Source organism: Bacteroides sp. AM16-13 (assembly GCF_003602705.1).
Lineage (GTDB): Bacteria > Bacteroidota > Bacteroidia > Bacteroidales > Bacteroidaceae > Bacteroides > Bacteroides xylanisolvens.
Map to the genome: position 1 here is coordinate 19,361 of NZ_QTLK01000025.1, position 23,277 is coordinate 42,637.

Below are 23,277 nucleotides of genomic sequence, written 5' to 3' on the forward strand. Positions count from 1 at the left end.
TTAATTGTTAAACATGAATTCTGTTATTTAAATATAGTATCCAATCTTCCCAATAAGTGAAAACATTGGCTTCTTTACATTTTCTTGACCGGAACTCATGTTCCAGGTCCGATTCTTTCAAAAGGATATGTATATTACTACTAAAACCATATTCTTTTGATTCGGGTAGTATCTCTATCCAGCATCTGGGATATCTTTTGTGAGAGTTGACTGCTTTTATAAGATTTTGAGCATCATTCTCGTTGCCGATGGCATTAACACAGACTATGCCGGTAAACAAATTTTCTCCCTGAATGGCTTCTATACCTTCTTTGATATTATCTCCCAAAGTGATTAAAGCCCGCATACGTTGGGAACCTCTGATGCCGGAGAGTTGCTTTTCTATATCAGAAATTGTTTCTGACAGGTCTGTGTTAGCTTTTACGAAACTAAGAACTGCAGGCCATGTTTTATTCTCATCTACCATTTGATGAAACTGACTGACGAGAACCTTTTGCTGTTGTTCGTTGATTTCTCCCTGTACATAGATAATAGGATATTTTCTTGTGCTTCCTTGAGCCTGTTCCGGATAATAGACCGTTGCATTGGCTGTTTGGATAAACGGAGTCTCATTCGGAAGACTACTCTCACTATTTCCTGACTGCTTCCCATTGAAATATTCGTTTATGAATCTGAATGCTTTGGGCAGTGCAGTATTCCAGCAGGTGAAATCATGTCCTCCTGAACGTACTTCCCATTCATGAGGTATTTGTCTTTCCAGTAATAATCGGTGCAGTTCTTCATTACTTTCGCAAAGAGTACCTTCTTTATCTCCAATATCCAGCATGATGCCAAATCCTTTTAAATCGGAATTGCGGAGGGTGGAAAGAATGTGGTAGGGTGAATGTTGTTTATAGTAACTGGTTAGGCGCTGCTTACCATTTTTTCCCACTCCTCCGAAAATCCGTCCCCATTGATTGTCCCATCCTTTTTGTGGCCCTTCTTCCATGTATTGTTTTTCTGTACGGATGGATGGCGATAATGCAACGACAGAGCCGAATAAGTGGCGGTTGCGCAAACTAACGGATAATGCTCCGAATCCTCCCATAGAGAAACCAATGATCGAGCGTCCATTAATATCCTTGCGAGTACGATAGTTGTTATCTATATATGGAACCAGTTCTTTGATAAAGAAAGTTTCATAAAGGGAGCTGCCATCATAAGTGTCACTGTAATAAGACAGGTAACCGTCAGGAATAACCATAATGAAAGGTTGAATCTTTCCTTCTTTTATCATTTTGTCCATTACACGGGCAACGTTGCCATATTCGAGCCAACTGGTATAATCACCTCCTATTCCATGAAACATGTATAAGACTGGATATTCTGTATCTGAATGTTCATAACCTTCCGGTAAGATAATGGAGTAGGAGACTTCTTGCTTTAGGGACGGACTGTAAATACTCATCCCTTCTTTTTCTATAGGAAGTGCCCAAGCTCCATCTATACCTGATAGAAATAGGATAATATATAACAGTATCTTCTTCATATTATTTCTTTATTAACTGTTCACCAATATAATAACTCATTGAATAAATACCTGTTTGGGCGGACTGTTCACTATCCAGTCCGTTTCTGACACGATATTGCACTGGAGCTTCTGCACCTCGCAATCCATTGAATAGAGTAAAGATGCTATTGTAGTTGCTGCCTTCGTCTGTTATGTCCAAATAATAGATTTTGGCACGATTCTCGGCAGAAAGGTTGATAATATCCGCGTCTTCTGCAAAGAAAAAGTTGATAGCAGGGGCATTGCCTGTTGACTGATTGTATAAGTAATCAGCTTCTGAACCGTATGTTAATCCTAATCTGAAATCTGCATTGCTTTCCGTATGAACCGTCTTTTCCACTGCATCGGTAATAGCTGAAAAATTTGTTTCATTTTGAATCATTTCTTTCACATTAAAACCTGCGATTATCATACGTTTGATTTGCATAAGAGAATCTAATGCCACTGCTACCTTCTTTGTTGTAAGATCAATATTACCTTCTCCTTTGCTGTAATAAAGAACTTTGTAAGTTAGTTCGGAATTGTAGTCATCCGGTAACCATAGTTCGATATTGGAATTACCTACTTTTATGTTTTTATTAGTAGCATGTAATTCCTCTGTGAATTTTTTCAGAGTTTCCTGCGGATAGTTTTCTCCTTTGAATGAACGTTCGATAAAAGGCAGTGCCTCTTTCATGGATTCACGCCAATAACTGTCAGTATGGGCACCGTTTCGTACACGATATTCGTGCTTGATATTTTTGTCCCGTAATAGAGAATGTAATTCACCGTTTCCTGCATATAGTCTTTCTTCATCATCACCGCAGTCTATGTAATACCGTACTGTTTGAAATGTGGAACTTGGTTTATCCTTGAAAAAGTGTAGCGGACATTGGCTTTTATAATAGCTTGTCAGCCTGCCTGTTCCTGTCTGGCCGCTTCCTCCGAAGTTGTTTCCCCATTGAAGATTCCAACCGTCTTGTGACAAAGAGATGTATTGTTCATCTGTATTTAGGGAGGGACTTAATCCTATTGATACCGAGAATGTTTCAGGATGTTGCGATGCTATACTTAATGCCCCGAAACCTCCCATAGAGAATCCGGCAACAGCTCTTTCCGTCTTACTGGCTGTTGTTCGGAACCGCTTATCAATCAGGGGTACGAGTTCATTAATGAACATATCCATATAGTTGAACTTTCCGTCATAGCGGTTACAAAAATAAGAGTTGAAACCTTCCGGCATGATGTAGATCAATGGGCGAATACTACCATTGCTGGTTTGCGCATCAGCTATGCTTTGAATATTCAGACCTGAAGGTCCCCATGAACTTTGGTTCCCTCCCCAGCCATGTAGAAGGAAAACTACTCCATATTTACCCGTACTTTCCGATAGATACTCTTGAGGCAGTAATACGGAATATTTGATTTCTTGTCCTAATATTTTGCTGTAAAAACTTTGATCGGGATTATAGCGTTTGGTAAACAGTTCCGGTGTATCGGTCTGTTCGCCTTCGGACGGACTGTTATCATCAGACGAACATGATGACAATCCGTAGGAAAATAATAATAAGGCTAATAATAGGAGTAGTTTTTTATTCATGGCTTCTCTCTTTTATTTATAAGGATTGATTGGCTCTGCCGGTGTGGATGAATAAACCACCATGTCTTTACATTGAACGGCATATTTTTCATTTGGATTAATCCATTTAATAACCAGTTTGTGAGGTCCTTCCTCTAAATCATAATTATAGAAAATGTCATACTTTCTTTTTATGTAGTCATAAGGCATTTCTATGGTTTCTACTTTCTTGCCGTCAATGTAGGCCTCCAGGATGGCGATGTAATTGTCATTACTATCTTTAACATCTTGTCTGATCATCCCCATTAAAACAACTCCCTTGCCATTGAACTCAAATGTTTTTTCTGTACCGAGATCATATTTGATAACTCTTCTTTCAGAAGGATATAAGCCTTCAAAAGAAACTTCCCATGCTACGGTTTTTGGCTTCTGAATCGTGGTATAGTATTTATCTCCTTTTATTTTTCCTCCGTTTGCTTTTAATACATCACTCAATAGTTTGAGATTAATGTCGTATACAGAACTTAAAGAGATATCTGTGTAAGGGAACTTAATATTTTCACATCTTTCGAGTGCCGGTTTCCAGTATTCGGGGATAGCCTTGTAGCCTTGTATGACTCCAAGAATTCCTGCGGCAGTTGCCGGGTTACAGTCGGAATCTTGTCCGCAACGAGTGGCTATATCCATTGTTTTGAAAAAGTCGCCGTTGCCATATAAAAGTCCCATCACACAGTAAGCCGCATTGATAGTGGCGTCAATGTTAAATGCATTGAATACCCCTTCCGGGCAGCCAATCTCAAAAGCATGACGGTTTTCTATTTCCAGCCAGCATTTACGCCAGTCATCGGGATATTGTTTCCAATATTTAATAACGTCTGTGATGCAACGGTGAAATTTACTTTGTTCGGGTATTGTTTTAAGAGCTTCCGTGACAATTGTATAAATGTCGTTATTTACGTAAGCCAATGCATACATTGCTCCCATGTATACACCTCCATACCATCCGTCGCCGTAATTCATGATATGTCCTATCTTGTCCGAAAAATCGGAGGCGGTATTTACCATCCCCGGACATATCATTCCAATGAAGTCTGCTTCAATCTGGAAATCAATATCGTCAGCGTGCGGATTATTTTTCCAATGTCCGGATGCCGGTGGCATAATACCGTGTAATATGTTATATCTGGCTGCCTGGTTGGCATGCCATAATTTATAATCTGCATTTGCAAAGGCTTTGGCAAATGATTCGGCAGGGGCATTTATCCCTTCTTTTTGCATTACTTCCAGAAAGGTAAGATCCATATATACATCATCATACAATCCCGGATCTTCTGCAAAGATGTCCTTGCAATAGTCATCATACCAGATTATTGGAGTTTTCTCATGAATGATCGCTCCTCTGTATTTAAATTCGGTAGGACCGCCATAGGTGCATCCTATGGTTTGTCCGGCCCAGCCTCCTTTAATTTTGTCGAGCAGTACATCTTTACTTATTTCAACTGTTTTTCCATATTCTATTTGTGCCATTCCCGATATGGAAAAGGTAAATAGTAGAATGATGTTAATCAGGACTTTTTTCATCTTAACTTATTTATTAAAGTAAAATCTATCATGTTCTTTTTTCTCTGAATAATACATTATGTCGTTGATGCGAATAATGTAGTCTTTTTTGCGGTTCAACCATTTCATTTTAACGTGGTGTCTTCCTTCCTTCATGAGGTATTTCCAGGCTGGTTCTACTTTGCGGTCTGTATTTCTCATGGGTAAAGCTGCTACATGGTCCAGTTCTCCGTCAATCCATATTTCCACTTTAGCAACGTAAGGGTCATTGGGCTCTGCCAATCCGAACACCTCGGAACCGATGTGGCGTGTAGATACACGATTGATATAATCGGGAGTAATACTTCTTGTGCAGCAAATGTTGCCCCAGATAACAAATCCGTTACCATTGAAATCAAATTCAAATGTATCTGTCAGGAAGCAGTCTTTGCGTTCTCTATAAAGTGGATAGGTCTTTTCGAAATTTTGTTCTAAAGGAAGTACATCCGCCTTTTTGATTGGAATTTCTATTTCCCCACCAGATACTTTTCCACCTGTTTTGACTATGAGTTGTTTAGCTTGATCGAAACTCATTTGGTATGCTTTTGCCAATGACATATTCGTTCCTTCAAATGTAAAGTCTTCTACTTCTTTCAAAGGGTTTAACCAGAATGAAGGGATTTTATCATACCCATACATGACGCCGAGTACACCGCCGACTGTAGACGGATTACAGTCAGAATCTTGTCCGCAGCGTGTTGCAATATCGACAGAGTTGGTGAAGTCTCCTTTACCGTAGAGCATAGCTAATGCTACGAAAGCGGAATTGAGCTTGGCGTCAATATTAAAGTTTAGAAATACGCCTTTGGGACATCCTACATCACAGTTCCATTTTTCTTGCAGGAAGTACCAGCAATCTTTCCAGTTGTCCGGGTGCAAAGAATGGAAATTAATTACATCCTGAATACATTGATGGAATGTACTCTCTTCAGGTATGACAGAGATTGCGGTTTTTAGAATCGCTTCAGGACTCTTTTCATAGAAAGCGGAGCTATAAAGAGCTGCTACGAAAGCACCGCCATAAAAACCGTCACCACTGTTCATAATGTGGCCTACTCTGGAGGCGATATCCAATGCTTCCGGCAGCATTGCCGGAGCCATCAGACCAATGAAGTCTGCTTCGATCTGGAAATCCAGATCGTCTGCATGTGGGTTATTCAACCAATGACCGGAAGCCGGTGGCATGATACCTTGGCGGATATTATATCTGCCTGCTTGGTTAGCATGGGCCAAATGATAATCAGCGAATGCAAATCTTTTGGCAAGTTCTTCTTGTGAACAATCCAGGCCAAGTTCATCAAATGCCTCAACAAACGTGCAATCGTTATAAATATCATCGAACAATCCGGGCTTCTTTTCCCACCAATATTTAACGTAACCTTCCGCCCAGGGGATCGGCTGGTAATCTTGAATATAAGTTCCCGTGAACTTAAACTCTGTAGGTGCTCCGAAAACAACACCAATGGTTTGTCCGGCCCATCCTCCTTTAATCTTATCTAAAAGTTCTTTATCAGATAACTTTAAAGTTTTTACAGGTTGGGCTTGTACGTTGAGAGTAAAAAGCCCTATAATACATATCGTAATTATTTTCCTCATTTTTCTCTTCCTTTATTTCTCGTAAACTCCTAGTTCGGTGATAGAGATGAATGATGATACATTCTTTGTGTATTTATGCCAGTGTTCCTGCACTTTTGCATCCATTAGTACGCGTATTCCCTTGGTTTTTACTGCCGGGAATTCCAAAACATATTGTGCAAACGGAGGTTGGAAAAATACAATATCAGTTTCGGGAAGTGCCGGAGTTGATTTGAATTTACCTACGTCATACCAATGTCCGTCATTTCCAAGATATTGAATGTTCAGAGAAGTAAACCATCCTCCGAATTCCTCCAGACAGCCCATATCTAAAACAATCATATTGATGTTATGCTCTTCTTTCCAACTGTATCCGAAATAGTCTATTTTAGGCAGATTACTTTTGGCCGCTAATGAATAAAATACAGATCCTACGCCATCTTTGACTCCGTCATTAATTACTTCTACATTTGTTGCGTACATCGGTTTTCCAAAGGTAATCCAGCAAGAATCGAGTACTTCTTCGTTTAGTTTGCGGATATTTGCGTAAATAGTGTCAGCCTTGGGGGCTATATTCTTGGTTTTAACCAATAACTCAAAGTCTTTAGTAATTGAGTTCTTGTTATTTGCGCTTAATTGAAGGGTAATTGGATATTTGCCGGCTTCTGTAGGAGTTCCTGCCAGTTTACCGTTTTGGAATGTAACTCCTGCCGGAAGTTTACCTTTTACCAGTTCCCATTTGAAATTAGCGTTTGTTCTGCAGGCAAATGAGTAATCGGTAGGCTGTCCGATTTCCAAGTCCGGATTCGGGCCGATACAGAATTCCATCGGGGGAATGAATTGTGCTTTAGGGTTAACATATACCATATCACCTTTCACTTTTCCTCCTTTAGAGCAAACCAGTTCGATTGCTTTGTTGTAAGTACGTTCAATCATGTCTTCAATGGAAGCATCGGGAATATCAAACCTGGTGATATTGATATACCGGTCGTTGAAGGGTTTTTCCCATCCTTCGATAGGTTTGGTCAAACTTTCGGGAAGAGACTTTGCACCGTACATTACTCCTAGAAGTCCGGAGATGGTGGCTGCCTGATTATCGCAGTCAAATCCCATTGCACAACTTAAATCCAGCGTCCGTTGGAAATCTCCTTCGCCATACAACATAGCCAAAATCCCGCATAATCCGTTCAGATTAGCATTCCAGATTGTTTTTGTCATGGCTGGCTCATCTATGTAATATTTTTTAGCCATGATTTGACGTGCTTTTACCCAATCTTTAGGATATTTGTCATATAAAGCAATCATCTCTTTTACAGCTATCGCATATCTGTCATCAGCAGGCAGTTCTTTCAAGGCTCGTGTAATCAGTTTGCGGATATCCTTGCAGAAAAAAGCGTCAGCGTACATTGCACCATATAGGACAGTGGGAGATACCGCCCACGAATCGCTTGTGATACGGGCCGCCCAATCACTTTTTCCTGCAGCATACGAAATCATTCCCGGTGCTGTATACGCCCATATCTCGTTAATCAATTGAGGGTCGATCTGATACCAGTGCGGATTCAGATTTTCGTCACCTGTGAACGGAGGGGTGAATCCAAGATGCATTAATCCGAGTGCAGCCCTATTGGCTAGCCATACACGGTCACGGATATGATACACCCATCCTTCACGCATATTGGCATAAGTAGGTTCTACGCCATATTTCTCCATTAATAGTAAGTAGATATACTCAACATCAGTATCGTCATCAGAGAATGCACCGTTATACTTCTGCAATTTATCTATATTTTTAGTGTAACCGAATGGAAATCTGGATTCCGGGGCAGGTTCATCTACAAACTTGTTCTCAAAAGGAAGTCCATATATGTTTCCTACCATTTGCCCGATCCAAGCTCCGGCTATTTTGTCTTTTAACTCTGTCTTTGAAATCTTCTGTGCAGAGATAAATAAGATGTTAGTAATTAAAACAAGTAAAAAGATGATTGGTTTTTTCATACTTATCAGGGTTGATTTGTTGGAAGGTACACTTTTCTATGTGAACCTTCCAATTGTGGTTAATAATCTTTGTTTTGAGATAATTTTGGATTTGCATTTAAAATATCCGTAGGAATTGGAAATACATTTCTAAAAGTTTCTGAACTTTGGTCAGGGTGTGCCCAATATTTTTTCAGATATTTTCCGAAACGTATCATATCTTCATGGCGCCATCCTTCCCATGCCAGTTCTCTGCCTCGTTCTGCATAAAGTTCATCAATCGTCAATTGGCTTGTAGTATATGCATCAAGACCTGCTCTTGTACGAATCTTCTTGAAGTCTGCCAGTTGGATGGCCTCACTTGTTCTGTTTTGTCGTACCAAAGCTTCTACATACATTAATACAACATCGGCATAACGGAAGATGGCAAAGTCGTTGTCCATACTAACTGTATATTCTTTTAAAGAACCATCAGTCTGGTAATGCCATTTCCAGCAGCGTGCACCATCGTATGTGCCACGTCCTCCGTTGCTATTGTAATATTTTTCTTCGGAGAAGACAGGAGTATATTCGAAACCAAGATCCTTTCCGCTTAGGTCTACTTGAGGACCGTATAACCAGCTCTGACTTCTGCGAAGATCTTGTTCTGCGTATGTTTGGAAAAAGTCTGGTTGGCAGAGAAAACCCGACCATGGGGCTGCCGGAATATTAAATGTTGCTTGTGATGCAGCTTCCAATGTCAGCGTATGCAGATAGAATGAACTACTGCTACCACTAGTATATACTCTATCATAAAGGATTACAAAGATGTTCTCCTTAGAATCTTCGTTTTTAATGTCAAAGTTAGTAGAATAGGAGTCTTCAATGCTGTAAGCACCTATATCCATAATGTCTTTACAGGCTTTCTCTGCTTTGTCATACATTGGAGTACCGAACCATGCTTCTGCATTCAGATACATTTTCGCAAGAATACAATAAGCGGCAGCTTGTGTGACCCGTCCATAATTAGTATCTGAAGGCTCCCTGTCTAGGAACTCGATATTGTCATTAATTTCTTTTTCCAGATAATTGAAAATATATTCACGACTTTTTTGTTCCGGGTATCCGGTTTCCGTGTAGTCAGTTGTGAAAGGTACGTTTCCCCAACAAGAAATGGCTTGGTAATAGTAGAAAGCACGCAGTATTTTCATTTCGGCTATAATCTTCTCTTTTCCTTCAAACTGGATAGGTGATAGTTCCGTTTCGTAAATAATTTCATTACATGCAGCAATACCATTAAATATCCAGTTCCAGCCCCTTGTTAATAATTTATTTGCAGGTGGAATTTTATTCGTCTGGATTTCTTCATAACGTCCATTACTGTACCAGGAACCACCACAAGCGGGAACAGCACATTCATCAGAAGCTTGTAAAAGTAGCGTCCATAAACTTTGTTCGGAATTGTATCCTTGTAATTTCGTATATGCCCTACCTGCATTGGCTACCAGTTCCTTCTCATTTTTAAAGAAGTCATTCATAGCTACTCCTGTATAAACAGTTTCGCTAAGATCGGTACATCCGTATAATAATATACAGATAACGAAACTTAATATTATATTTGTCTTTTTCATGGTAATCTTATTTTTTAGAATACTATATTAACTCCAAAAGTAAATTCTGTTGTACGCGGATAATAGCTCAAACTTTCCATACCGGGTTCCAGTCCGGAAAGGGCAACTTCTGGGTCGACACCAGAATAACCGGTGATACAGAATATATTCTGTGCAGTAAGAGACAATCTTAGTCTTTTTATCATTTTAGATGTGAAATCCCAAGTATATCCAAAGGTAACATTATCTAGTTTTAAATAAGAAGCATCCTCTATATATTTGGAGGAATATTTATAGGTCGTACTTGTGAAATTCGTTTGAGATAACCAGTTTGATGAGATATTTCTAAGTCCGATGCTGCTTAGATTTTCATATTCCATCGCATAGTTGTTCAGAATTTCTCCGCCGATAGATGCACGCAGTGAGAAACTCAAGTCGAATTTCTTATATCTGAAGGTATTACTCCAGCTAAGAGTGGCATCCGGATAAGCACAGCCAATTTTTTCCCATTGTTCTTCCGGTACGGAACCGTCTGCATTTTGTCCTAGCAATACATCTTTTCCATCTGTATCAGTTCCTAACCATATAGGACCATAGAAAGTACCCAATGACTGTCCTTCTATCAGACGTTGAGTGTAGCAGGCAGCACTTGTAGACCATCCCACTTTGTATGTTCCGTTAGTGAATTCATCATTGGTGAATTTCACCAATTTGTTTTTATTGTGCGAAACGGTAAGTGAGGTATTCCATGTAAAGTCCCTAGTGTTAAAAGGTGTACCGGATATCGTCAGCTCAACTCCTTCATTAGTTACTTTTCCAACATTCGTAAACAAGGTATTATATACATAAGGAGGTGTTGGCACGATGTAGTCATATAGCAAGTTTGATGTAGTCCGTTTGTAATAATCAAAAGTGAACGAGAGGCGGTTGTCAAACATTGTCATATCGACACCAACGTTGAACTCTGCTTTTTTCTCCCATTTTAGATCCGGATTTGCATTACTTGCAGGTTGATAAGTATTGATCCATTGGCCATTGTAATAGAATTTACCGGCTGTAGTCATCATCATCAAAGATTTGTAGTTTGAGAAATCCTGGTTACCGGTAACTCCGTATCCGGCTCTCAATTTTAAATCATCGATCCATTTGACATTCGAGAGGAATTTCTCTTTATTTATACGCCAACCTACGCTGACAGCCGGGAACCATCCCCATTTATTATTGTCACCGAAACGGCTGGAGCCATCACGACGTAGTGAAGCAGACAAAAGATATTTATCATCGTAGTTGTACATAAAACGTCCGAAGAATCCGATATATGTATTATCTTCTTTGTTGGACGACATGCTGGCTTTGCCTTCAGTAAGATTTGTTCCTGTTCCGATGTTATGTGTCTGGTTGTCATCGAAGTCGAAACCGGAATTTGTCATGGATGCAGATGTGCTGTAAGTATACTGGTATGTATATCCGAGTAATGCCTGAATGGAATGTTTTCCGAAAATATTCGAGTAATTTAAGGTAGACTCATATTGTGTATCGTTTTCCTGATAGTTTTGAATATAGGCTTGGCCATTCGTTCCTATTAAACTTGGATAATAATGTGTGTAATATTCACGTGTTTCATATTGTTCTTTGTCGTATGAAACAAAGTTCTCCCATTTTAATCCTTTTATAGGCAATATGTTTAGAGTAGCACGAATATTTGCACCATAATTATCATTCTTACTTTCCATGTTCCTTTCGTTAATGATCGCTACCGGATTGTAATATTCCATTGCTTTGATACGGCTATATCCTCCGGCATCCGGATCGCTGTCGTCATAAACAGGCTCTGTTGGATTATGGGTAAATGCCTGCATAAAAGCACTTGTAGAGGAAGGGCTGTATTTGCGATGAATGATATTCAGGTTATAATCCAAATCGACCCATTTATCTAATAATGACTGGCGAATATTGGTACGTGCCATTAGCTTTTCGGAGCTATTATGCTTTTGCAAGCCATCGCTCTTTTCATAATTGAAAGAAGTGTGGTGTGAGAACTTCTCGGAACCTCCGGATATAGACAAGTTGTGCTTATGGCTGAACGGAGTTTGCGTAATTTCTTTAAACCAATCGGTATCACTGTCAAAGATATAACTTTCCAATTCTGGGCGATACTCCTTGATAACAGATTTGTATTCGCTTGCCGATAAAGGTTTTGCTCTGCGTGAAACGACTCCCACGGTGAGTTGTCCATCATAAGAAACTTCCGTTTTGCCACTTCTTGCGCGTTTAGTTGTGACGATGATTACTCCATTCGTACCTCTTGTACCATAAATAGCAGCTGCCGAACCATCTTTTAATACGTCTATAGATTCCACTTCCTGGAAGTTGATATTTCTGATATCTGCACCTGCCACCCCATCAATAATAATTAATGGACCTTGGCCTGCGGAAAGTGTGTTTGTTCCGCGAAGTAATACTTCATATTTGGCTGTCGGATCAGCACCGTTCGGGTTGATAATTTGTAATCCTGCCACTTTTCCTTGCAACATTCCCATAGCATTGGTGAATGTTCCGGGATTGAGGTCATCTTTCTTCATGCTGGTAACCGATCCTGTAAGCTCTTTCTTTGTGGTAGAGCCGTAGCCGATTACTACAACGTCATTAAGCACTTTCGAGTCTTCGCGCAGGTGTATTACAAGCTGTGTCTGATTTCCTACTTGTTGTTCAACAGTTGCATAACCTACATAAGATATAACCAATACATCAGAAGGATTCGCTTTTACATTGAAGGTTCCATCAACTCCTGTAATAGAACCATTTGTTGTACCTTTAACAAGGACACTGGCACCGATAATGGGTTCATTTGCTTCATCGAGGACTGTACCTCTTATTGCCTTCTGGGCAATAGCATCATTGCTCATCAAAGAAAATACTATTAACAACATACTTGTCAATAGACCGTGGATTGAACATTGTTTTATCATAATAACAGAATTAAAGATGATTATTGTATTTCTTTTCTCAAAGGTATAGATACTTGTGCTCCCATTCTGGTGACAGAAATAGAAGAGGCTTTACTTGCAAATATAATTGCATCTTTTAGATTCTTGCCTTCAGACAGAGCTACGCACAGTCCACCGCAGAATGTATCTCCGGCAGCGGTCGTGTCTACCGCTTCTACCTTGAAGGCTGGAATGTGAATAAACTCATTGTTCTCATAGGCGAGAGCTCCTTTGGCTCCCATAGTAATAATGACGGTTTTTATGCCTTTTGAACTAATATAACGAATCGCTTCTTTTGCCGATTCATCATCTGTAATGTGCATTCCCGATATGATTTCAGCTTCTGTGACATTAGGAATAAGAATGTCGACATTGGCTAATAAATCATCAGGTAGTTGTTGAGTAGGGGCAGGGGCGGGATTTAATATAACGGTAATCCCATCTTTTTTTGCCATTTTGGCTGCATAAGTGACACTCTCGATTGGAGTTTCCAACTGCATGATGACGATGGATGCCTGTTTGATGGCGGTTTCTGCTTTTTGTATGTCATCAATAGATAAAGTCCCGTTGGCTCCGGAAGCAACAACAATGCAGTTTTCCCCTTTTTTGTCGACATTGATAAGAGCTACTCCTGATGGTTCCTGCGGGGTAATTCCTACATAAGTAGTGTCGATTCCTTCTTTGTGAAACATTTCCAAGGTTTCATTTCCGAAAATGTCATTTCCTATTTTACATATGAAAGTGACATCTCCTCCTAGTCTTGCAGCAGCTACAGCTTGGTTAGCTCCTTTGCCACCATGATTCATTAAGAAGTTTCCTCCCAGAATTGTTTCTCCTGGTTTTGGTAGACGGTCTGATTTGATAACCATATCCGTATTACTGCTACCTATCACTACGATTTTCTTCTTTGTGTCCATATAATGAGTATTAAGTATTAAGGCGAATTGAATCGTAAACGATGCGCAATCGTTTGCGCAAATATAGAAATTTTTTTCAAAACAAAATATTTTTCTTGCTTTTTTCTCAAATAAAATGTTATTTTTGCAAAAAACAACCAGTAATGAAGAAAACTCTGATTGATGTATCAAAGAAAACTGGGTACTCTATCTCTACGATTTCCAGAGTGTTAAATGGGAAATCAGAGAAATATAGGATCAGCCAGTCTGCTAAGGAGGTTATTTTGCAGTCCGTTAAAGAATTGGACTATCAGCCTGATATAGTTGCGCAAAGTTTGCGCAACAACACGACATATACTATAGGCCTTCTTGTACCGCACATAGATAATCCTTTTTTTGCCAATATAGCAAGTGTTGTCATCCGTGAAGCACAACGTTATAATTATACTGTTATGCTTATTGATACCCTGGAAGATCCTGTTCAGGAAAATAAGGCTATCGATTCGCTTCTATCGCGTAAGATAGACGGAATTATTTTGGTTCCAACCGGTGAAAACCCTTCTAAACTCGAGGAGATTAGTGCTAAAACTCCGATTGTGCTGATTGACCGCTATTTTGAGAAGCATAATTTGCCATACGTAGCTACTGATAATTATGTAGGGGCTTATCAGGCAACAAAATTATTATTAGAATCGGGGCATAGTAAGATTCTCTGTATTCAGGGACCAAGTATCTCTATAACAACTAAAGAACGTGTGCGCGGGTATGTTGATGCGCTTCGCGAAGCTGGTTATCAGGATAACGCAATGATAAGAGGAAATGAGTTCTCGATTCAGAATGGTTATATTGAGACTAAGTTGGCTCTGAACTCTACTACAAAACCTACTGCTATATTTGCGTTAAGTAGTACAATTCTTTTGGGAGCCGTCAAAGCATTAAATGAGCATAAAGTGAGAATTCCTCAAGATATGTCTATCATTTCGTTTGATGATAACTTATATCTGGACTATCTAAATCCTCCTATAACTCGTATTGCACAATCACTGGAGAATATTGGCATTATTGCTGTAAAAATGTTGATGCAGAAGATTTTGGAAGAAACTGAACTACATTCGGAGATTCTTTTGAAACCTAATATTATAAAACGGGATTCGATAAAGGTGTTAACTGATAGAAAGTAGTATTTTAGATAATAGAAAAATCCGGCTTAATGTTACCTAAGCCGGATTTTTTAATATTAATATCGTTTTTTATGCTGCCGGATCCGGTGCTTCTCCGCTACCACCTCCTTCTCCTTTATCGTCTCCCTTTCCATCATCAGGGGTGGTGGAACTCTTGGTTTTAGAACTATCCAATTTCTGGATACTTATTGATTTTATCATACCTTTAAACATACTCCCAGGTGTGAAAATTATTTTACGATTCTTTAAGGAGTCCGTAGTCACTTCTTTTTCATCATCCTGACTTTTACACCCGAATGAAGGACGAAACGTTCCGAATTCTCCAAGGCTTACTGAAGCCCCGATTTCCATATAGGTTATCAGCGAATCTATCAATCCGTCGAGTACTGATTTTACAGTACCACGTGGAACGAATCCTACTTTTGTTACCTGATCGCATAGCATTTTAAAATCAACAGTAACCACGTTGAATGGTCTTGCTACATATTTTTCGGCTTTTTCCTTATCAAAGCCAAAGGTTGTTTTCTTGACTACATATTTCAGTGCCATAATTCTTAATAGTTTTAATCGTTAGTAAATCTAGTTATTATTTTGTGATCACGTTGCAAAGATATGCTATCGGAAATTGCTGTGCAAGCGATTTTGAAGAAGTGCGTTAATAAAATAATTAATATTGAAGTAAAACTTTGTGTGATAAGTATTTGTGTGTTCTGCAATGTTTACATAGGCTCGGCCTCCTTTTTTATTAGGATAGTTTGGTAGGCAATTTTATTATATTTCTGTGTCGGCATTATGTTTTTCTCTGATAAAATATACGTTTCGTTAATTATATTGTGACTGACCGATAACTATTCAATAGGTGTGTTTCTTTCTCGGTTATTCTTGAACTCGTTTGGCGTCATTCCTGTAAAGCGTTTGAATGTTTTGCTGAAGTAGCTTGGGTTATTGAATCCCAGTTGCCATGAGATTTCCGCAAAAGAAAGATTTGTCTCAATAATTTTGAGCTTGGCAACATCGATTTTTATTTTGTTGATAAACTCTGTGATACTTAAATTGAGCAGTTTCTTGAGCTTATTGTATAGATGTGTTCTACTGATTTGCATGTGTTCTACTAAGTGGTTGACATTTAAATCAGATTCCTGTATGTGTTCCAGGATATATTGAGTTAGAGTATTGATGAATTCCTCATCTTTATTATTCAGTTTTTCATTGAGCTCGAATATTTTCATATCCTGATAATGTGCGCGGATATTATTTTTAGCTTTTAGCAGATTGGTAATTCTCAAGTTCAGTTCGTCGAAAGTGAAAGGCTTTTCGATATATGCGTCCGCACCGGCTGATAAGCCTTGCAATTCATTCTCTTTAGAAGGTTGTGACGTGATTAGAATAACCGGTATATGTGAATATTCATGTGATGTTTTTATATATTTACTTAAATCATATCCATCCATAAAAGGCATCATAATATCGCTGATAACTATGTCAATAATGTGATTTTTAAGAATCTCAACTGCTTCACGTCCGTTATAGGCGCTTTTAACCTTATATATTTTACAAAGTTTACTTTTTAGGATTTTGTTAATATCCGGATTGTCATCAACTAGAAGTATCGATAACTTTTTTTCTTTTTCCTGATAATTAATGTCTTCTTCTTGTATAGAGTTGTCCAGCAAATAGACTGTGTCGGCGACAATATCAGGTGAATTCACAATATTAGGCATTTTGTCCGGCACAATCATGTCTTTTGTATCTTTTACTAACGGTAATTGAATAATAAAAGTAGTTCCGGTTTCTTGTTTGCTTTCTATGTCGATAGTACCCGATAATAATTGTACTAATCCGTTTACCAGTGCCAATCCGATCCCGGTATTGGAATATTTCGTATCTTTTGAACCTGTTTTATGGAACGGTTGCAGAACAGCTTCGCGTTGTTCGGGATGGATATAAGAACTTGTGTTTTGGCATGAAAGAATGAGCCGTTCCGTGTTTTTATCCACTTCAATACTAAAGTTTATTTCACTTTGGACATCAGAGTGTTTAAAAGCATTGCTTAATAAATTGCTGATAATCTTTTCTATTTTGTCTTGGTCAAAAATCGTATAAAAAGCTTCCGGGCTTGATTTGTATAGATATCGTATTTGTTTTTGCTTGAAAACAGGAGTGAATAAATCGAATATAACCTTTCCATAACCCATGATGTCTGCTTTTACATATTTTATACTGGCATGATCTGTTTCTACAGAGCGGAAATCCAGTAACTGATTGATGAGAAACTGAAGTCGCTGGATATTCCGTTTGATGATATTTATTTCCTCTTTTTCCAATTGTTTTTCTTTCCCTATGGATATATCTTCGAATATAGCCATGAGTATGGATAAGGGAGTTTTGAATTCATGGGTTATAAAAGTGAAAAAATTAAGTTTATGCTTATTCAGTTCTCGTAAGTTATTCTTTTCCATTCGTTCTATCTTGATATCCATTTTATCTTTCATACGTGTCCTGTAGAAACGAATGATCATATATGCTATGCAGATACCTATAATGAAATAAACAGATATCATGAATTTGCTTGCGAGAAAATGGGGCTGGATATGAACATTTATTTCACGTTGTTCAATGATTGAGCCGTTTTTATGAATGACCCGTACATGAAACTTGTATTTCCCCGGAGGAAGTGTATAAGTAATGGACTGTGGCATTTGTTGTGCAATATTCCAATTCTCTTCTATACCTTCCAGACGATATTCGCAGATATATTGTGATTGATAATTATCATTATAGTTAATGATTAGAAAATCAAAAGTAAGTGTATTCATGTCATGTTTTAAATCAATATTCGAGGTGTTGTCGATGTTGTTTTCTATTATTCCGTTTTTATCAGGTTGTATATGCTTGTTGAAAATTTTAAATTCGGAAAAAGTGATATGAATATTTTGTGTAGCGTTAGCTTGGTTTAATTCTTCCGGATGGAAAAAGCAGACTCCATTGATACTCCCAAAGTAAATAGTACCATCAGTGTCTCTATATCCTGAACATGCGTTAAATTGATTTGAGATAAGATTGTCGGCTACCAGATAGTGAGTAAAGCTTTTGTTGTCGGGATTGAAACAGTAAATGCCATTATCTGTACTCATCCATAACAGCCCCGACAAATCTTCTTGTATGGAGTAGATATCTCTTTGTTTCAGTTCATTGTCCTTGCCGTATATCTCCATACTGTTGTTGGAGCGATTGTATAACATAAGTCCTCCGTTGCTTGTGCCAAACCATATCCTTTTTCTGGAATCCATAAAACTGCAATAAATATTATCACTGATTATTTCTTCGCATCCTTTCTTTCCTTTCCGGTATTGGGTGATCTTTCGAGTGTCTGGATTATACATGAAAACTCCATCAAAGTGTGTTGCGAACCATAGACAGTTATGAGCATCCCGAAGAATATCATCTACGCGTATTGTTTTAAAAATATGGGGGAGAAAGCGAGTGAACTTGTCATCTTTGAAATGGTAAATATCTATGCCGGAGCTTGTCCCTATAAACATTGAATCGGTATTATGAATATATAGTTTGTATATTGAATTATCTGATAGTCCCACACTGTCTCCTGTTATGTTCTTGTAAAACTGGACATGTCGGTTAGCATCTATTTTATGTAGTCCGTCCACGAAATTTCCTGCCCAGATATTCCCTGAAGGATCTTCTATTAATGCATGTACATTATTCCCATTCAATTTAGGAAAGGTTGATTTATTGAGGTGCTGTATGCTTTGGTCGGGATATATGATAGAGACACCGTTATCTTCAGATGCGAACCATAAAGCGCCTTTACTATCTCTTATGATATTGCTGATTGCTTTTCCTTTCAATGCTTGTTTCCCATTGTCAGGCAGTATATAGCTGAATTTATTATCAATGAGGCTTGTGTAGTTCACTCCGCCAAAGAAAGAACCGATCCACATCATTTCCTCCCGGCTTTTATAGATGGAATATATGGCATTGTCAGACAATCCAGTTTGTGATAGATTGGAATCTTGCAGATAGTGTTTGTAACTATCATCCGTATAGTCGTAAATGAAGAGGCCGTTTTCTGTCCCAATCCATAAATTTCCGCGCATGTCTTCTTTCAGACAACGTATATAACGGATCTTTTTTCTATCTTGGGATGAGAGAGTAACAGGGAGAAAGGTTTCCCGGCTTTTATTATAACGGTATAATCCATCTTCGGTAGTTCCCAGCCATATAGTTCCTTGTGAATCTCTGTAAATAGCTGAAAATTGGATGGAATATTGTGGCGATATTTCTGTAGCCGCATACTTCCTTATAATATATCCACTATTGCGAAAGCAATAAATTGTATCTGGAGTTACTCCCCATATATTGCTATTGATGTCAAGGGAAATCTTGAGGAGCCTGCCTTTAAATAAGCGGTTTATATTTTGTGAACGTTTGTCGTAGATATGTAATCCTGTCGTTGAAGCTACAAAAACTTTTGTTCCGTTTTCGGCCATGTCTGACACGTAAAAATTGCTATTGTCTGGGGAAGGAATCGATGAGAACTTTTCTTTTTGTGCATCATACAAACATAATCCTTCATTAGTTCCCAGCAATAAAGAGTCTTTGCCGATGAGGAGTATGCGTTCAATGCAATTAGATGATAATCCGTCTTCTGATTTGTAAAATTGTTTGATATTATATCCGTCATATCGGTTAAGCCCTTTTAAAGTAGCGATCCAGATATATCCATTGTTGTCTTGCACAATATCCCTGACTGCACTATAGGTCAACCCGTGTTTACTTCCCAAATTATGGAAAATGAACTCATTCTGCTGTGCATAAGTAATAGTCGAAAATAATAGTATCAGGGTTAATGTAAATGTTTTCATGCGTATAAGAATTGTGTACGTCACAAATGTCTGAAATAAAAATGAATTAGGCTGTAACTATTGGTTATAAAATAGTACTTATGTTCATTTCGCGCGTTGGCGGTATAAATGTGAACATAAGTATAAGTGAATAATTTATAGTTTTATGGTTTAGACGCTTTTTTCTCTACATTTGCCATCGAAACCAACTAATTATAATGCCTATGAACAGACTTTCTTTATTTCATGTCAGTGGGATATCTTTCCTTTTAAGGCTGACATCTTCTCTAAAAAAAGAATAATATAATCTTAATGACTAAATTACTAATATTATGAATCAAAGTTATCTACCAAAACTCAAGACAGGTATGGGGAATATGGCGAGGTCCTTTCTGCTGTTATGCCTGTTTTTATCTCTATCGATCGGGAGCTTTGCACAGGAAAAGAAAAGTATTTATGGCTACGTCAAAGAAACTGATGAGCAGCCTTTAGTGGGAGTAAATGTAAAAGTGAAAGGCACACAAAATGGAACTATCACTGATATAGATGGGAAGTATACTCTGAATAATGTGACTCCGGGGCAGGTTATCGTATATTCAATGATTGGAATGACAACAGTTGAAAAAACTGTGGGAAATCAGCCACAGATCAATGTCGTGATGAAATCAGGTATTGAGATTGATGAAGTTATTGTTACAGGATATCAGACACAACGTAAAATTGATTTAACAGGTTCTGTGTCCAGTTTGAATTCCGAACAATTTATGAAAACCAATCCATTAAGTATGGAACAGGCGTTGAAGGGAAAAATTGCAGGAGTTCAGGTGATGAACAATGATGGGGCCCCTGGCGGGGGAATTACCATTAAGGTGCGTGGAGCCAGTTCTATTACAGCGGGAAGCTCTCCTCTTTATGTGGTCGACGGTTTTCCCATCCCGATCTCGGATGATCCGCTTGACAATCCTTTGGCTACCATCTCTCCTGATGCTATTGAAAGCATTTCTATATTGAAAGATGTATCTTCCACCGCAGTTTATGGTGCACAAGGTGCCAACGGAGTAGTGCTGATAACTACCAAAAAAGGTTCTGCGGGGATGAGTGAGATTTCGGTAAAAGCCTCCTATGGAATTAGTAAACTGGCAAACTCTATCTCTATGTTAGGTGCGGAGGACTATATGCGAGCTTATATGCGGGATATGGTAATGAATGGTCAATGGCAGAATGCAGATTTCTATCAGGAATATAAAGACCAGATATGGAATACAGATCCTTCCCGTTTTCAATTCTATCCGGATCTTTGTCTTCAGAATGGAACCAAACAAAACTATGAAGTTTCATATAGAGGCGGAACGGAGAAAATACAAAACTCTACGGTTTTATCCTTTATGAATGAAGACGGAATTGCAGTTAATACAGGGTTTAAGCGTTTTTATTTCCAGACGAATAACAGCATAAAGCTCCTTCCGCAGTTGATATTGAATACAAATATATCTTATGAACATAATATACGGAGCGGTGCTTTTTGGACAGAAGGCAATATCTTCAATGAAATACAGACATTTTCTCCGTTAGTTCCTAAGGAATGGACTTTTCAGGAAATAGATGATAATTTGTATTATACAGGTAAAATGGATAATCCTTATCGAAAGCTCAAGGATATTGATTATTCTAATAAGAATCATACTTTTTTCGGTCAGGCGGAACTTGTCTATAACATCACAGATAATTGGTTTGTGAAAGCGGGAATGGGTGTACGCACTCCTAAAGGGGAAATAAAAGAATTTGTTCCTAAAACTATTCAGCGAGGTTATGACAATAATGGATGGGCATCTTATGGGACGCAAAATGCACTGAATTTAAGAGGGGTAGTACAAGCAGGTTTCAATAAAGTATTTAACGAAGTGCACAATTTGTCTGTAAACGCTGTATATGAAGCCAACACGAATAAATATGAAACCTTTGGCCAGGAATATTCCCAGTTTAATACAGATTTGGGTTGGGAAGGAATATATGATGCAAAAAGTGGAAATCACGTGAAGTCTCCAACGGTTGGTTATGAAAAGGTAGCCATGCTTTCCGGTGTGTTTATGGCAAACTATTCCTATAAAGGCCGTTATCTTCTCAAAGCCTCTATGCGTGCGGACGGTTCTTCCAAGTTCTCTCCGGACAATCGGTGGGGATTTTTCCCTTCAGGTGCTATTGGTTGGAGAGTTTCGGATGAGAATTTTTTCAAGAATGTGTCATGGTTGAAAAAGAATGTTGATAATCTGAAGTTGCGTTTCAGCTATGGTCAGGTTGGTAATGATCAGATTGCATCCTATGCTTATGCACAGACGTTGGCGTCAAGTAGTCGGCAAGCTGTCTTCGGTGATGGTACAATCTCTGCATTATATACCAATCGTATGGCAAACCCTGATATAAGTTGGGAAGTGACAGAAGAGTTTAATGGTGGTCTGGATTTGGATATGTTTAATAATCGTCTCAATATTTCTGTAGACTTATATACTAAAAAGACCAAAGACATGCTTCTGGAACAAAATTTACCGCGTATGTCCGGATTTAGTAAAGTGACGAGAAATATCGGTTCTGTACGTAATCGTGGATTTGAAATCAGTGTGGGTGGACTAATCATCGATAAAAAAGATTTCAGTTGGAATGCTACGATTAATTTTAGCGCCAATCAGTCCAAAGTGTTAAGTTTGGGTACAGAGAACCAAATGCTTGAAAGTCGCCCTGTCGGTTCTGCTTCGGGTACGGAGAATGTACTTATCAAAGAGGGTTATCCGTTAGGACTGTTTTACGGATTACAAATGGAAGGTATTCGTAGTAACTGGTATTCCGATAGTAATGGTGTGGGTAGTGCCGATTCTCCTTGGTGGTATGCAACAGAGAGAGAAATGCCCTACGGATTCCCTTCCTTTGCCGATATAAACGGGGATGGTAAAATCAATATGGAAGACCGTGTTGTGATAGGAGATGTGAATCCGGTATTTATCGGAGGTTTGAATACACATTTCCGCTGGAAGTTTATTGAGTTGGCTATGGATTTCAGCTGGTCGTATGGTAATGACATTATTAATGGTAACATATACAACCTGATGAATAACGGTGATATTCGTAATAAGTCATCTGTCTATTATAAAAATGCCTGGTTTGCTAACAACCCGACAGGTACGTTTACCGGTCCCGGTCCTATTTCTTGGTCAGGATATATGTGGGCAGCGTCCAATTCCGAGATGGTGGAAGACGGTTCCTTCCTGAAGATGAATAATCTGGCAATTACCTGCCATTTACCTAAAAAGCTATTGAATGCCTGGAAGATAAAAGATATGTCTTTTACCTATTCTATTAATAATGTGTTCTGTCTCACGAAATATTCAGGGTACGACCCGGAAGTACGTAGTGGAGACTCTATCAGTAATCGGATTTTGCCGGGAGTTGATATTTCGTCCTATCCGTATGCAAGATCACATGTATTTTCATTTAATTTTAAATATTAATCTG

At 38.6% G+C, this 23,277-nt stretch carries 12 protein-coding genes; 2 read left to right on the top strand and 10 right to left on the bottom strand.

Features of this window, described 5'->3' with window-relative positions:
• Positions 1-7: 7 nt before the first annotated feature.
• The 8 genes from DW173_RS18345 to rbsK are packed head-to-tail and all read right to left on the bottom strand — an operon-like array spanning position 8 to position 13,751.
• Positions 8-1,528 (bottom strand): alpha/beta hydrolase, encoded by a 1,521-nt coding sequence (locus tag DW173_RS18345; protein WP_120144945.1) that lies wholly within the window; start codon positions 1,526-1,528, stop codon positions 8-10.
• A 1-nt stretch (position 1,529) separates the two neighbouring features.
• The gene (locus DW173_RS18350) at positions 1,530-3,128 is read right to left on the bottom strand and encodes an alpha/beta hydrolase (protein WP_120144946.1); all 1,599 of its coding nucleotides are present in this window, start codon (positions 3,126-3,128) and stop codon (positions 1,530-1,532) included.
• Positions 3,129-3,140: 12 nt separating this feature from the next.
• Positions 3,141-4,688 (bottom strand): ADP-ribosylglycohydrolase family protein, encoded by a 1,548-nt coding sequence (locus tag DW173_RS18355; protein ID WP_120144947.1) that lies wholly within the window; start codon positions 4,686-4,688, stop codon positions 3,141-3,143.
• 6 nt (positions 4,689-4,694) lie between these two features.
• On the bottom strand, positions 4,695-6,302 hold the full coding sequence (locus DW173_RS18360; protein ID WP_049701294.1) for an ADP-ribosylglycohydrolase family protein: 1,608 nt from the start codon (positions 6,300-6,302) through the stop codon (positions 4,695-4,697).
• Between the two features lie 12 nt (positions 6,303-6,314).
• The gene (locus DW173_RS18365; protein ID WP_120144948.1) at positions 6,315-8,279 is read right to left on the bottom strand and encodes an ADP-ribosylglycohydrolase family protein; all 1,965 of its coding nucleotides are present in this window, start codon (positions 8,277-8,279) and stop codon (positions 6,315-6,317) included.
• Between the two features lie 59 nt (positions 8,280-8,338).
• The gene (locus tag DW173_RS18370) at positions 8,339-9,868 is read right to left on the bottom strand and encodes a RagB/SusD family nutrient uptake outer membrane protein (RefSeq protein ID WP_008642593.1); all 1,530 of its coding nucleotides are present in this window, start codon (positions 9,866-9,868) and stop codon (positions 8,339-8,341) included.
• 14 nt (positions 9,869-9,882) lie between these two features.
• Positions 9,883-12,816, bottom strand: coding sequence for a SusC/RagA family TonB-linked outer membrane protein (locus tag DW173_RS18375; RefSeq protein WP_120144949.1), 2,934 nt, complete (start codon positions 12,814-12,816; stop codon positions 9,883-9,885).
• Positions 12,817-12,836: 20 nt separating this feature from the next.
• The gene (rbsK, locus tag DW173_RS18380) at positions 12,837-13,751 is read right to left on the bottom strand and encodes a ribokinase (RefSeq protein ID WP_120144950.1); all 915 of its coding nucleotides are present in this window, start codon (positions 13,749-13,751) and stop codon (positions 12,837-12,839) included.
• 143 nt (positions 13,752-13,894) lie between these two features.
• Here rbsK and DW173_RS18385 point away from each other — a divergent pair, with 143 nt between their 5' ends.
• The gene (locus DW173_RS18385; RefSeq protein WP_009000993.1) at positions 13,895-14,911 is read left to right on the top strand and encodes a LacI family DNA-binding transcriptional regulator; all 1,017 of its coding nucleotides are present in this window, start codon (positions 13,895-13,897) and stop codon (positions 14,909-14,911) included.
• Positions 14,912-14,980: 69 nt separating this feature from the next.
• Here the strand turns inward: DW173_RS18385 and DW173_RS18390 are convergent, their stop codons facing one another.
• Both DW173_RS18390 and DW173_RS18395 read right to left on the bottom strand, forming a co-directional pair.
• On the bottom strand, positions 14,981-15,460 hold the full coding sequence (locus DW173_RS18390) for a DsbA family protein (protein WP_120144951.1): 480 nt from the start codon (positions 15,458-15,460) through the stop codon (positions 14,981-14,983).
• 299 nt (positions 15,461-15,759) lie between these two features.
• On the bottom strand, positions 15,760-19,794 hold the full coding sequence (locus DW173_RS18395) for a two-component regulator propeller domain-containing protein (RefSeq protein WP_120144952.1): 4,035 nt from the start codon (positions 19,792-19,794) through the stop codon (positions 15,760-15,762).
• A gap of 347 nt (positions 19,795-20,141) precedes the next feature.
• On the opposite strand from DW173_RS18395, the gene DW173_RS18400 reads away from it, so the two are divergent.
• Positions 20,142-23,273 carry a SusC/RagA family TonB-linked outer membrane protein gene (locus tag DW173_RS18400; RefSeq protein ID WP_369904737.1) on the top strand — a complete coding sequence of 1,044 codons (3,132 nt, stop codon included), beginning with the start codon at positions 20,142-20,144 and terminating at the stop codon, positions 23,271-23,273.
• The last annotated feature ends 4 nt before the right edge of the window (positions 23,274-23,277 follow it).